This is a genomic window from Proteus sp. fly-1067 (assembly GCF_040139345.1).
Lineage (GTDB): Bacteria > Pseudomonadota > Gammaproteobacteria > Enterobacterales > Enterobacteriaceae > Proteus > Proteus vulgaris_B.
In genome coordinates this window covers 224,809-238,256 of the sequence record NZ_JBEEUL010000002.1, presented here as the reverse complement: position 1 = coordinate 238,256, position 13,448 = coordinate 224,809, and the positions used below count along the sequence as shown (strand labels likewise).

Here is a 13,448-nt window from a genome sequence, read left to right as displayed (position 1 = left end):
GGCGTTAAATTTGATTTTTAATTCTTAACATACGGAGTCTAAATAATACTTTATCTTTACTTTTTACTTTATTTATCCAGCTACCCTAAAATTTTTTGATAATTTTTAAAAATTTTTTTTATTTTATTAATCAAATAGTTATAGCATAAATAGCGGGTTTTTACGCACTAAAAACGGGTTTCTAATAAGCGACCATGATCCATATCAATTTTAGAAGTAAGCCCCTTTGCTACTATTATTGCGTGCTATAATTATTCCAACATATAAGAGAGTGTTAGTATGAAAGCTGACAGCCCTTTTAATTTATTATCACCTGCTGATATGGCAAAAGTTGCCGATGATGCATGTTGTTATAAAGCAAATAAACATATTCCAACGACTTACTTATCTGCATTTACTGCGGGAATGTTTATATCAATTGCTTTTGTTTTTTATATTACTGCTACTACAGGCACCGCATCTGTTCCATTTGGGCTGGCTAAATTAGTTGGCGGGATCTGCTTCTCTCTGGGGTTAATGCTCGTCGTCGTTTGTGGCGCAGATTTATTTACCTCAACTGTTCTGACTATTATTCCTAAAGCGACTGGACGTATATCTTGGGGCAAAATGTTTGCTAACTGGATAAATGTCTATCTTGGTAACTTCATTGGCGCACTCTTTTTTGTTGCCTTAATGTGGTTTGCTGGCCAACATATGGCTGCAAATGGGCTTTGGGGGCTAAACGTTTTACAAACTGCACAACATAAAGTTGAACACACCTTTATCGAAGCAGTCTGTTTAGGCATTCTAGCTAACTTAATGGTTTGTCTTGCAGTATGGATGAGCTATGCAGGTCGTACACTCATTGATAAGCTTTTTGCACTGATTTTACCTATCGGTATGTTCGTTGCTAGCGGTTTTGAGCACAGTATCGCTAACATGTTTCTTATTCCTTTAGGTATTGTTATTAAGAATTTTGCACCCGCAGAATTCTGGACTAAAGTAGGTGCATCACCCGAACAATTTTCAAATTTAACGGTATCAAATTTTCTCTCTGATAATTTATTGCCTGTCACTATCGGTAACATTATTGGCGGGGCAGTCCTAGTCGGTCTGGTATACTGGTTAATGCATCTGCGCGGTGACAAACATTAATCCGTGCAGGTATGACTGATTTCTTAAGTTCCATTGTAAAAAGGTAGAAGTATCATGTCTGATTTAAATGAAAAATTTGCTGAAGCATGGAAAGGTTTTTCTGAAGGTGAATGGCAGAACGGTGTTAACGTTCGTGATTTTATCCAAAAAAACTATACTCCATATGAAGGCGACGAATCTTTCCTAGCAGGTTCCACTAAAGCAACTGATACACTTTGGGAACAAGTTATGGAAGGCATCAAAATCGAAAACCGTACGCATGCGCCGGTTGATTTTGATACTTCTGTTGCTTCAACTATCACATCACACGATGCGGGTTACATCACTAAAGATTTAGAACAAATCGTAGGTTTACAGACTGATGCACCTCTGAAACGTGCGATCATCCCATTCGGTGGTATCCGTATGGTTGAAAGTTCTTGCCACGCTTACAACCGTGAGCTGGACCCAGAACTGAAAAAAATCTTTACTGATTATCGTAAAACTCACAACCAAGGCGTTTTCGATGTTTATACTCCAGACATCATGAAATGCCGTAAATCTGGTATCTTAACAGGTTTACCAGATGCTTATGGTCGTGGCCGTATCATCGGTGACTACCGTCGTGTTGCACTGTACGGTATCGAGTTCCTGCGTAAAGACAAATTCGCTCAGTTCACTTCTTTACAAGAAAGAATGGAAAAAGGCGAAGATCTGGAAATGACTATCCAACTGCGTGAAGAAATCGCAGAGCAGCATGCTGCTTTAGGTCAAATCCAAGAAATGGCTGCGAAATACGGTTACGATATTTCTCGCCCAGCTCAAAACGCAAAAGAAGCAGTACAATGGACTTACTTCGGTTACTTAGCCGCTGTTAAATCTCAAAACGGTGCTGCAATGTCATTTGGTCGTGTATCTACTTTCTTAGATATCTACATCCAACGTGATATTGAAGCTGGTTTACTGACAGAAGAACAAGCTCAGGAATTAATTGACCACTTAGTCATGAAATTACGTATGGTTCGTTTCTTACGTACTCCTGAATATGATGAACTGTTCTCTGGTGACCCAATCTGGGCAACAGAATCTTTAGCTGGTATGGGTTTAGATGGCCGTACTCTGGTAACTAAGAATACTTTCCGTTTCTTAAATACCCTGTACACAATGGGTCCATCTCCGGAACCAAACATGACCATCCTGTGGTCAGAACAACTGCCTATCAACTTCAAAAAATACGCAGCGAAAGTCTCAATCGATACTTCTTCAATCCAGTACGAAAATGATGACTTAATGCGTCCTGACTTCGACAGCGATGACTATGCAATCGCATGTTGTGTTAGCCCAATGGTTGTTGGTAAACAAATGCAGTTCTTCGGTGCTCGTGCAAACTTAGCGAAAACCTTACTGTATACCATCAATGGTGGTGTTGACGAAAAACTGAAGATCCAAGTAGGTCCAAAACATGCGCCAATCATGGATGAAGTCTTAGACTTCGATACTGTGATGAACCAAATGGACCACTTTATGGATTGGTTAGCAACTCAGTACGTAACTGCACTGAACGTTATCCATTACATGCACGATAAATACAGCTATGAAGCAGCTCTGATGGCACTTCATGACCGTGATGTATATCGTACAATGGCATGTGGTATCGCAGGTCTGTCTGTTGCAGCTGACTCATTGTCTGCTATCAAATATGCAAAAGTTTCTCCAATCCGTGATGAAAACGGCTTAGCAGTTGACTTCAAAATTGATGGCGAATACCCACAATTTGGTAACAACGATTCTCGTGTAGATGATATCGCTTGTGACTTAGTTGAACGTTTCATGAAGAAAATTCAGAAACTGCGTACTTACCGTAATGCGGTACCTACACAGTCTATCCTGACTATCACTTCAAACGTTGTTTACGGTAAGAAAACAGGTAACACTCCAGACGGTCGTCGTGCAGGCGCACCATTCGGACCAGGTGCTAACCCAATGCACGGTCGTGACCAAAAAGGTGCTGTTGCTTCACTGACTTCAGTTGCTAAACTGCCATTTGCTTATGCAAAAGACGGTATTTCTTACACCTTCTCAATCGTACCTAATGCATTAGGTAAAGATGATGATGTTCGTAAAGCGAACCTTGCGGGTCTGATGGATGGTTATTTCCACCATGAAGCCGGCATTGAAGGTGGTCAACATCTGAACGTTAACGTGATGAATCGTGAAATGCTGTTAGAAGCAATGGAAGATCCTGAGAAATATCCTCAGTTAACTATCCGTGTTTCTGGTTATGCAGTTCGCTTTAACTCACTGACTAAAGAGCAACAGCAAGACGTTATCACCCGTACATTTACACAAACAATGTAATAAAGATAACTATATGCATTTATTTACTGAGAAAGTAGATAAAATCGCTTAGAATAAAGGCCCCTACTTTGGGGCCTTTTTATCTAGACAGTTTTGGAGTAACCCTGTTATGTCCGTACTTGGTCGTATCCACTCATTTGAATCCTGCGGTACTGTTGACGGTCCCGGAATACGTTTCATTGTTTTCTTTCAAGGATGCTTAATGAGATGCCTCTATTGTCACAACCGTGACACATGGGATACTCATGGTGGGCAAATCGTCACAGTTGATGAATTAATGAAAGAGGCGGTAACCTATCGTCATTTTATGAATGCTTCTGGTGGCGGTGTTACTGCTTCTGGTGGCGAAGCGATTTTGCAAGCAGAGTTTGTGCGCGATTGGTTCCGCGCATGTCAAAAAGAAAATATCCATACTTGCTTAGATACTAACGGCTTTGTTCGTCGTTATGATCCCGTTATTGATGAATTAATGGATGCTACTGACTTGGTGATGCTCGACCTAAAACAAGTCAATGATGAAATTCACCAAAAATTAGTGGGCGTATCAAACCAACGTACACTTGAATTTGCGCGTTATTTAGCAAAACGAGGCCAAAAAACATGGGTTCGTTATGTGGTTGTTCCGGGTTGGTCTGATGATGATGATTCTGCTCATCGTTTAGGCGAATTTATTAAAGATATGAAAAACATTGAAAAAGTAGAGCTACTACCTTACCACGAACTCGGCAAACATAAATGGGTCGCTTTAGGCGAAGAATACAAATTAGATGGTATTCATCCACCGTCAAAAGAGACAATGGAAAATGTAAAATCTATTCTTGAGTCTTACGGCCATAAAGTCATGTATTAAGTTTTTCTACTTAAAATTAATTTAAGAAGCAGCGTTTTTAGCGCTGCTTTTTTGTTTTACTAAAATTAGCAAAAGCTTATATTAATTACCTTTTTTATGATCATGAACTTTAAAATCAGGGAGTTTCTTCTTACTTACAGGTGTTACTCTTCATCGCTTATCTGTTTCACCTGTCGCTTTTGCAGCAGGTTTAGCGCCTGTTTTATTCCCCATGATATACATCTTATTTAATTCACGTATATTTTAATATAAGAAAGATGGTATCAACTTAAAGTGAGCAATGTAGTACTGCATCATAATTAAACTATAAATTTTCTATATGCTGATAAATAAACTAATCCTTTATCAAAAAGACAATTAATTATCTTTATTCTGCTTTTATCAAACTCACATCGAATATTTTTATAGGCAAAATAAAATTAACCTCATAATAAGATTATCCTTAACCTATATTAGCTTTAATACAGTTGATTAATAACAAAACAAAAAGATATTATAGAGCGCTTATATTTATAAACAAAAATATCGGGATTAAGGTACAGGAAATGGAACAAGACAACAATTCATCGCTAACAGAGCCACAAGAGGTATTTACGCCTATCCCTCAAGCGCGAGGTGCCTCAGGCGGTGTTCGCTGGTTAGGGCTAGGATGGGATTTAATAAAAGAACGTTTTTGGATGTGGATAGGCGTTATTATTATCTACTTTATCGTTAGTCTTATTATCTCGACCATTCTTGGGTTTATTCCACTAATTGGTCCAATCATCTCACCTTTTATTACTACTGTATTAGCCGCAGGTGTCGTGGCAATTGCTCATCAACAGTATGAAACACAGCGTATTGATGTTGATAATTTATTTTTTGGTTTTTATAACAAGCGCTATCTCAGTTTAATGGGCGCTTATGGGATCAGCTTTCTTATCTTACTCGTAGGGATTATTCTTGCGGTTGTCGTCAGCAGTGCTGCTATGATGGATATTTTTTATGCTATCAATAGCGATTACCCTGACGAAATCATTGCTGAAATGATGATGGATAACTCATCTGGGTTTACATTATTTTTTGTTATTATCGCTATTTTTGGTGCGTTAAGCACTGCAGCCTATTGGTTTGTACCAGCTCTGGTATTAGTCAATGGCTATAAAGCATTCCCTGCAGTTAAAGCAAGCCTTTCAGCAGTAAAAATAAACTTATCTGGTGGTTTCTTCTTCTTTATTTTACTGTTCTTTATTATTGCTATTAGTATTATTCCATTTGGTTTAGGTTTACTTATTACCATCCCTCTTTCCTATACTGCAATGTATGGTTCTTATCGTGACGTTTTTTATCACCATAATATAGGAAATCAAGGAAATAACGGTGGAAATGGTGGAAATGGAACAATTTCTCTAAATAAAACCGCTGAGTCTAATATTGGTAAATTAGTTAGTTAATTCTTAGCATTAACTTTAAATAAAAAAGCAGTAGAGCGTAAATTCTACTGCTTTTTATTGTCTAGTATAAATAGCTATTATCATTAACCCGCAAACGGATTTTTATTATCATAAGATTTATTGTAAAGTACATCAGATATTAAATAGTCATAAATTTCATCAACAATTTCAATACCTTCACTTTCACTTCTCTGTTCTTCTATTTGACTATTTTCACCAGGATAAAGGACTTTTTCAACATTAGGGGCCGGCTTAATGGCATTTAATTCCCCCATAACTTGTGAGATATGCTCTCTAAATAATGTCGCATCAGTAAAGAATGCTGGATTAATTACAATATGCAATTGACCCAATTCTCGTCCTTGCGTTAAATCGTGATACATCGAGCTAACATGTTTACCAAAAGGAAGTCCAAGCAAAATACCTGACAACACATCGACCATCATCATCAAGCCATAACCTTTAGGACCAGCAATAGGCAATAAGCCTTTTACCGCAAAAGGATCTGTCGTAGGTTTTCCGCTTTCATCTACCGCCCAAGTATCAGGAATATCAGTATGTCTTGAACGTGCATCTAGTACCTTACCCCATGCCTGCACGGTTGTCGCCATATCAAATGTAATATGTTTATCACCTACACCTGGGGCAGAAAACGCGATAGGGTTTGTACCGTAATACACTTCTGAGCCACCAAAAGGAACAACCATAGGATCAGATTGGCAAAGTGAGATACCAATCATTCCTGCTTGTGATGCTTGCTCGACAAAATAAGATAGTGCTCCACTGTGACCTATGCGTCGAACACCGACAACAGCAACGCCCTTGTCTTGTGCCATTTTGATAGCACATTCCATTGCATCTTTAGCTGCAACATGCCCAGCACCATTATCGCCATCAAATACAGCGCTACAAGGTCCAGTTTCAGTATAAGTAAAGTTAGGTGTGGTATTTGTACCACCTTTGCTAATGCGCTCTGCATAATACTCTACACGCACAGCACCATGAGAGTGAATGCCTTTACCATCAGCATGGACTAAGACATCAGCCACCGTATCTGCATGCGCTTCGTTTAGTCCTGCATGATGTAATTTATTTTTAATTAATTGATGTAACTGTGGTTTAGAAACTATCATAGAATATGCTCTTTTGTAGGGTTCTATGTAAATAGAAACGTCATAAAATAATTGAGGTAAATTCGAGCGATAGGTCTAATTTAACAGCATAAATAGGATCTGCCGTGATCGGTTTAACCAATGAAGGATTGCGTTATATTTTTGTTAAATAGTCATTTCTTTATTAAAAACCTTTTTATAATAGCTCTTGTTATAAACAAAAAAGTGGAACAATTTCTTGTTCCACTGATGGTTTGATCACAAATTTTTGCTACAGATAATATTATGGAACAGGAACAGCTTCGCCCTTAAACGTTTCTAGAATAAATTGTTTTGTCTCTGGAGCTCGTAATTGCGTCATTAATTTAGCAATACGTGGATCATTTTTATCTTCTTCTCTAATCACAACCACGTTAGCAAACTTACTGTTTGCAGCAGGCTCGGTATAAATCACTTCTTTGGTTAAATCTAGCCCCGCATTAATAGCAAAGTGTCCATCAATAGAAGCGACATCTGCTTCACCATTTTTATAAATTTGTGGTAATAATGGACCATCATAAGTAAATAGGAATTTAATATTACGAGGATTTTCTACAATATCGTCAATTGTAGAATCATCAGGATCGATGTCATCACGTAATTTAATTATTCCTTCGTCTTGGAATAATTTTAATATATGTCCATGCTGTGCCAGATTATTACTACTTATCATTTTCGCTCCATTAGGCAAATCCTGTAAGCTTTTATATTTTTGTGAGAAAAAACGATAAGGGTGCATATGCACAGCGCCAGCAGAAACTAATTTCCAATCAGGATGATCTGCTAAGGTTTTATTTAAATAAGGCACATGTTGGAAAAAATTCGCATCTAATTCTTTTTCTGCTAATGCTTGGTTAGGAATAATATAATCATTAAAGATCCGAATATCTAACTCTAACCCTTCTTTTTCTAATTGGGGTTTTATAAACTCTAGGATTTCAGCATGAGGTGTACTTGATGCACCTATAATTAATTTATTTTCTGACTTTTCATTCGTTGGCTTACAAGCAGATAAAGCTAAGCTAACAAGTAGCAGTGAACCCAGTTTTTTTATTACTGTTAATTTCATTGTTATAACCTTATTTTTAAATTTGATTTTTAATTAAGTTTATTCTTTGATTAACGTTTATCTATATTTCTTACAACGCTATCTCCCAATAGCTGAATACATAACACAATTAATAAAATAACTAATGTAGCAACCCAAACCACATCAAGATGACTGCGCTGAAATCCTTCTAAATAAGCTAAGTTCCCTAATCCACCGGCACCAATCGCCCCAGCAACAGCTGTTCCTCCAACTAAAGAAATTAATGTTACGGTTAATCCAGAAACCAGCGCAGGGGATGATTCAGGCAGTAACACTTTAAATATTAATGTAGGTAAATTAGCCCCCATTGAAAGGCTTGCTTCTATTACGCCTTTATCAACTTCACGTAGTGCTAATTCAACCAATCGAGCATAAAAAGCAGCTGCAGAAATCACTAATGCAGGTAGTGCTGCATTAACACCTAATATAGTTCCCACAATCCATTTGGTAAAAGGAAACAATAAGATAATTAAAATAATAAAAGGAACGGCTCTAAAAATATTTACAATAAATGAGAGCGTTCTATAAATAGAAATCTGCTCTTTATAGCCTTCTTTTGCTGTTAAAAATAATGCGACACCAATTAATATACCTAATAAGCAAGATAATAGACCCGAAACTAATGTCATATATAGAGTATTTAATGTTTCTTCTCCTAAGACATTGAGTTTTAAATGAGGGAAATAATTATTAACTAAAATTTGTATTTCATCCATATCATAAAACCGCTATATCAAAATTATTGCTCTCAAGATATTGGATTATTTCATCCGATTTATTATTTAACTGTAGATAAATAAATCCATTCTCTTGTGAAAAACTACCTTTTATTAAATTAACAGGCTCATTAAATTTAGAAATTAAATCATAAAGTAAATAGTCATATTTTTTACCCTCTTGCAGTAACAGCTTTATTACTGTGCTTTGTTGTTTTATATCATCAATATCATCATTATTATCTATAACCTGTATTGATTGAGATAAAAATTGTTGCGTCACATTATGTTTTGGCTGATTAAATATTTTTAGCACTTCACCTTGTTCTATTATTCTTCCTTGCTCAATAACTGCAACTTTATTGCATATTGCTTTTACAACTTGCATTTCATGTGTGATCAACACTATCGTAATATTCATTTTTTTATTAATTTCAGCAAGCAGTGCTAAAATTGTTTGTGTTGTTTTTGGATCTAATGCAGATGTCGCTTCATCACATAATAAAACATCAGGATTGTTTGCTAGCGCTCTAGCAATGCCCACACGTTGCTTTTGTCCACCACTTAATGTTGATGGGTATTCATCTGCTTTATCAGCAAGCCCAACCAACGTCATAAGTTCACTTGCTCGCTGAAAACGTTGTTTTTTATCTAAACCGGAAATTTCAAGTGGAAACTCAATATTTTCTCTAACTGTGCGTGACCACAATAAATTAAAATGTTGAAAAATCATGCCTATCGAGTGACGAATTTTACGGATCTCGCGCTCACTACTCGTAGTAATATTATATTTACCTACAATCACCTCACCTTTAGTAACTGGCTCTAAGCGATTTAATAGTCGGATCAAACTACTTTTCCCTGCGCCACTATAACCAATAATGCCAAAGATATCCCCTTGTTCAATATTGAGATTAATATCATCAACAGCAACAGTTTGTTTTTTACCTCGCAGATAAATTTTGCTGACATTTTTTAGTGTTATCATTTTAAGTAACCTACTTATCAAATGGAAATCTAGACGGCTAAACATCCAGAAATCCAAATTAATGTTAATGAGAGAAATTGTCAAGCAGGGAATGAAAATGCGATAAATAAAAATGGCATATCTTAGAATTAAACGGTTCCTAATTATCTTTTTAGAAAACATTTACTCGATTATATCTTTACACATTAGCTTTAATCTCTAAGATAAATTAAATTCATAGAGATAAATATTTATTACGATCAATAAAAAACCCCCTGCCTAAGCAGAGGGTTAAATTATTAATATTCAATTAATTAGATAATAATTAACCGATATATTCTAAACCATTCATATAAGGACGTAGCACTTCTGGAATTTCAATACGACCATCAGCCATTTGATAATTTTCCATGATTGCGACTAAGGTACGACCTACTGCTAAACCAGAACCATTTAATGTATGAACCAGTTGTGTTTTCTTGTCACCTTTAGAACGGAAACGCGCTTGCATACGACGTGCTTGGAAATCCCACATATTTGAGCATGAAGAAATTTCACGGTAAGTATTTTGAGCCGGAACCCAAACTTCTAAGTCGTAAGTTTTACGTGAACCAAAACCGATATCACCTGTGCAAAGCACAACTTTACGATATGGCAGATTCAGTAATTGCAGTACTTTTTCAGCATGACCTGTTAGCTCTTCTAATGCTTCCATTGATTTTTCAGGATGAGCAATTTGAACCAGCTCAACTTTATCAAATTGGTGCATACGAATAAGGCCACGAGTATCACGGCCATAAGAGCCCGCTTCTGAACGGAAACATGGCGTATGAGCTGTCATTTTCAATGGTAAATCGTCTTCTTCGAGAATAACGTCTCTTACCATGTTGGTAACTGGCACTTCTGCTGTTGGAATAAGCGCGTATTGGCTTTCTGCTTCTTCTTCTAACGGTTTAGTATGGAATAAGTCTTCACTAAATTTAGGTAACTGACCTGTACCGTACAGAGTTGCGTGGTTAACCAAGTAAGGAACATACATTTCTTGGTAGCCGTGCTCTTCGGTATGCAGATTCAGCATAAATTGTGTGATAGCACGATGTAAACGTGCAATTTGACCTTTCATCACAACAAAACGTGAACCAGTAATTTTCACCGCAGAAGCGAAATCTAAACCATCAGTCAACTCACCTAAAGTCACATGATCTTTTAATTCGAAATCATAAGTCTTTGGTGTGCCCCAACGAGAAACTTCTACGTTTTCGCTATCATCTTTACCATTTGGCACAGCATCATCTGGCATATTCGGGATAGTTAAAACGTAATCGCGGATTTCTGCTTGAAGAACTTCAAGTTCTGCTTTTGCAGCTTCAAGTTTTTCACCTAACAGGTTAACTTCCTGACGAAGTGGCTCAATATCTTCACCACGCGCTTTTGCCGCACCGATGGACTTCGATCGAGAATTACGTTCTGCTTGCAGGGATTCGGTTTCAACTTGTAACACCTTACGGCGTTCTTCTTGTTGACGGATTTTTTCCACATCGAGGGTGAACCCCCTGCGAGCCAGTTTTTCGGCGACCGCGTCTAGCTCATTACGCAGTAGATTTGGATCGAGCATGCTTATCCTGTGCTTATTGATAGATTAATAAAAACCTTCTCTCCTATCTTATAAAAAGATATCTGAGACAAGGCATAGTTAAGAAATTAATGATAATTTAATAACCTTACCGCATCTTTACATTTTGCGATAGCGTTTTGTAGCACTATTTTGATCTTGTTGAGAAAGCCAGTCTAATTTCTCTGCAACCTTGATCTCTAACCCTCTTTTTACTGGGTAATAGTACTGCGTATTGGCCATTTCTTTAGGAAAATAAACCTCTCCAGCCGCATAAGCATTAGGCTCATCATGAGCATAACGATACTCAGCACCAAGCCCCATATCTTTCATGAGTTTTGTCGGTGCATTACGCAAATGTTCAGGCACATCATAATCAGGTTTACTTTTGGCATCTGCAATAGCTGCTTTAAATGCAGTATAAACCGCATTACTTTTTGGTGCGCAAGACAAATACACAATGGCTTGCGCAATCGCGCGTTCACCTTCAGCAGGCCCTACACGCGTAAAGCAATCCCATGCAGCAATAGCAACTTGCATTGCACGAGGATCGGCATTACCTACATCTTCTGATGCGATTGCCAATAAACGGCGAGCAACATAAAGTGGATCGCCACCTGCTGTTATGATCCTTGCGTACCAATAAAGTGCTGCATCAGGTGCAGACCCTCTTACTGATTTATGCAATGCAGAGATAAGATCGTAAAAGCGATCACCTTTATTATCAAAACGCGCACTACGCTCACCACTGATTTCAGTGAGTAACGCGGGTGTCAATGTACGTTTTCCTTGGCTATCTACTTCAGCAATATCTGCCATCATTTCAAGTAAATTTAATGAACGACGTGCATCACCATTAACCAATTGTGCAATCATTTTACGGGTGTCAGTAGGTAAAATGATATTGCGACCACCTAAACCACGCTCAGTATCATCTAATGCTTGTTGAAGTACTAACTCAATATCAGCTTCACTCAATGAACGTAATAGATAAACTCTCGCCCTAGAGAGCAAGGCTGAATTAAGTTCAAAAGAAGGGTTTTCGGTCGTTGCGCCAATAAAAGTGATAGTTCCATCTTCAATATGAGGTAAAAAAGCATCTTGCTGGCTTTTATTAAAACGATGTACTTCATCAACAAACAGTATTGTTCTGCGCCCTGCATTACGATTTTGGCGCGCAATTTCAATAGACTCTCTGATTTCTTTAATACCCGATGTTACCGCAGATAAACGTTCTATATCAGCTTGTGCATAGCGACCAATAATCTCAGCAAGGGTTGTTTTCCCTGTTCCTGGTGGCCCCCATAAAATCATGGAATGCAATTGCCCTGCCTTAATAGCACGAGGTAATGGCTTACCTTCGGCAAGCAAATGCGTTTGTCCGATATATTGCTCCAATGTTTCAGGTCGCATTCTTGCAGCCAGAGGTTGGAACTCATTGCGTGAAAAATCGAGTGATAAATTACTCAAAATATCCTCACTGACGTTGGTCATCCACAGTCACACCCGCAGGAGGTGTAAAGCGAAATGCGGATGCATCGATTGGCGTAACCGTTTGAGCCGTGAGTTGATAATTACTCACCTGACCATCTTGTTCTGTGGCAGCAAATTGCTGGATTTGCCCATTAGGTAACACGGTGATCGTAAAATGTTTTAAGTTATTTTCTACTTTTGGTGTTAGCTCAAAACGGTCACCCGTTTGTTTAATTTCGTAATTTTGCCATTCTTTACTGTCGTTACGCGCGATCAACATAAACGGAGTGTTGGTTGTCGCACTTTCAAGCCAACTCGCTGTGACTTGCTCTACAAAGGGATTATAAAACCATAATGTTTTGCCATCAGAAATCAATGTGCTCTCATCAGGCGCAGTCATTTGCCAATTAAACAAATCTGGACGTTGTACTTTTAAATTACCTTCCCCTTTTTGAATAAGGGCACCTTCATTACTAGTGACAGTTTGACTAAAGTTAGCTTGAAAACTATTTACTTTATTTAATCGTTGTTGCAGATCTTGGCGCGCATCAGCCCAAGCGGCTTGGCTACTTATTAATGTCATCGCGCACACTGCAAATAATACTTTTTTCATTCTACAAGCCTCGGCATGAGATTACGCCGACATAATGTCGGCGTATAAATTTTAATGATATTGTGCAGGTTA

The 13,448-nt window shown here is 37.7% G+C and carries 11 protein-coding genes; 4 read left to right on the top strand and 7 right to left on the bottom strand.

Annotated elements, in window-relative coordinates; genetic code table 11:
* Positions 1–279: 279 nt before the first annotated feature.
* From focA to ABN217_RS05675, 4 genes are all read left to right on the top strand, one after another.
* Positions 280–1,134, top strand: a complete 855-nt coding sequence (gene focA, locus ABN217_RS05690; RefSeq protein WP_109408791.1) for a formate transporter FocA — start codon at positions 280–282, stop codon at positions 1,132–1,134.
* A gap of 54 nt (positions 1,135–1,188) precedes the next feature.
* The gene (pflB, locus tag ABN217_RS05685) at positions 1,189–3,471 is read left to right on the top strand and encodes a formate C-acetyltransferase (protein WP_196553342.1); all 2,283 of its coding nucleotides are present in this window, start codon (positions 1,189–1,191) and stop codon (positions 3,469–3,471) included.
* Between the two features lie 109 nt (positions 3,472–3,580).
* Positions 3,581–4,321 (top strand): pyruvate formate lyase 1-activating protein, encoded by a 741-nt coding sequence (gene pflA, locus ABN217_RS05680; protein WP_036938126.1) that lies wholly within the window; start codon positions 3,581–3,583, stop codon positions 4,319–4,321.
* Positions 4,322–4,866: 545 nt separating this feature from the next.
* Positions 4,867–5,754, top strand: coding sequence for a BPSS1780 family membrane protein (locus ABN217_RS05675; protein WP_349440120.1), 888 nt, complete (start codon positions 4,867–4,869; stop codon positions 5,752–5,754).
* An 83-nt stretch (positions 5,755–5,837) separates the two neighbouring features.
* On the opposite strand, the gene allD is transcribed toward ABN217_RS05675, so the two are convergent.
* The 7 genes from allD to lolA all read right to left on the bottom strand — a co-directional run bounded on the left by allD (position 5,838) and on the right by lolA (position 13,376).
* Positions 5,838–6,887 (bottom strand): ureidoglycolate dehydrogenase, encoded by a 1,050-nt coding sequence (allD, locus tag ABN217_RS05670; protein ID WP_349459166.1) that lies wholly within the window; start codon positions 6,885–6,887, stop codon positions 5,838–5,840.
* A gap of 262 nt (positions 6,888–7,149) precedes the next feature.
* The gene (locus ABN217_RS05665; RefSeq protein WP_197269380.1) at positions 7,150–7,974 is read right to left on the bottom strand and encodes a MetQ/NlpA family ABC transporter substrate-binding protein; all 825 of its coding nucleotides are present in this window, start codon (positions 7,972–7,974) and stop codon (positions 7,150–7,152) included.
* 50 nt (positions 7,975–8,024) lie between these two features.
* Positions 8,025–8,711, bottom strand: coding sequence for a methionine ABC transporter permease (locus tag ABN217_RS05660; RefSeq protein WP_349439418.1), 687 nt, complete (start codon positions 8,709–8,711; stop codon positions 8,025–8,027).
* Between the two features lies 1 nt (position 8,712).
* On the bottom strand, positions 8,713–9,699 hold the full coding sequence (locus ABN217_RS05655) for a methionine ABC transporter ATP-binding protein (RefSeq protein WP_197269381.1): 987 nt from the start codon (positions 9,697–9,699) through the stop codon (positions 8,713–8,715).
* 304 nt (positions 9,700–10,003) lie between these two features.
* Positions 10,004–11,293, bottom strand: coding sequence for a serine--tRNA ligase (gene serS, locus ABN217_RS05650; protein ID WP_072069685.1), 1,290 nt, complete (start codon positions 11,291–11,293; stop codon positions 10,004–10,006).
* A 117-nt stretch (positions 11,294–11,410) separates the two neighbouring features.
* Positions 11,411–12,760: a replication-associated recombination protein A gene (locus tag ABN217_RS05645; RefSeq protein ID WP_072069730.1), complete on the bottom strand. Its 1,350-nt coding sequence runs from the start codon at positions 12,758–12,760 to the stop codon at positions 11,411–11,413.
* A 7-nt stretch (positions 12,761–12,767) separates the two neighbouring features.
* Complete coding sequence (gene lolA, locus ABN217_RS05640) at positions 12,768–13,376, bottom strand: outer membrane lipoprotein periplasmic chaperone LolA (protein WP_196553346.1); 609 nt, start codon at positions 13,374–13,376, stop codon at positions 12,768–12,770.
* Positions 13,377–13,448: the final 72 nt, after the last annotated feature.

Bases quoted from the DNA above. Each gene is read 5' to 3' on its own strand.
- focA (WP_109408791.1), top strand. From the start codon at position 280: ATGAAAGCTGACAGCCCTTTTAATTTATTATCACCTGCTGATATGGCA.
- pflB (WP_196553342.1), top strand. From the start codon at position 1,189: ATGTCTGATTTAAATGAAAAATTTGCTGAAGCATGGAAAGGTTTTTCT.
- pflA (WP_036938126.1), top strand. From the start codon at position 3,581: ATGTCCGTACTTGGTCGTATCCACTCATTTGAATCCTGCGGTACTGTT.
- ABN217_RS05675 (WP_349440120.1), top strand. From the start codon at position 4,867: ATGGAACAAGACAACAATTCATCGCTAACAGAGCCACAAGAGGTATTT.
- allD (WP_349459166.1), bottom strand. From the start codon at position 6,887: ATGATAGTTTCTAAACCACAGTTACATCAATTAATTAAAAATAAATTA.
- ABN217_RS05665 (WP_197269380.1), bottom strand. From the start codon at position 7,974: ATGAAATTAACAGTAATAAAAAAACTGGGTTCACTGCTACTTGTTAGC.
- ABN217_RS05660 (WP_349439418.1), bottom strand. From the start codon at position 8,711: ATGGATGAAATACAAATTTTAGTTAATAATTATTTCCCTCATTTAAAA.
- ABN217_RS05655 (WP_197269381.1), bottom strand. From the start codon at position 9,699: ATGATAACACTAAAAAATGTCAGCAAAATTTATCTGCGAGGTAAAAAA.
- serS (WP_072069685.1), bottom strand. From the start codon at position 11,293: ATGCTCGATCCAAATCTACTGCGTAATGAGCTAGACGCGGTCGCCGAA.
- lolA (WP_196553346.1), bottom strand. From the start codon at position 13,376: ATGAAAAAAGTATTATTTGCAGTGTGCGCGATGACATTAATAAGTAGC.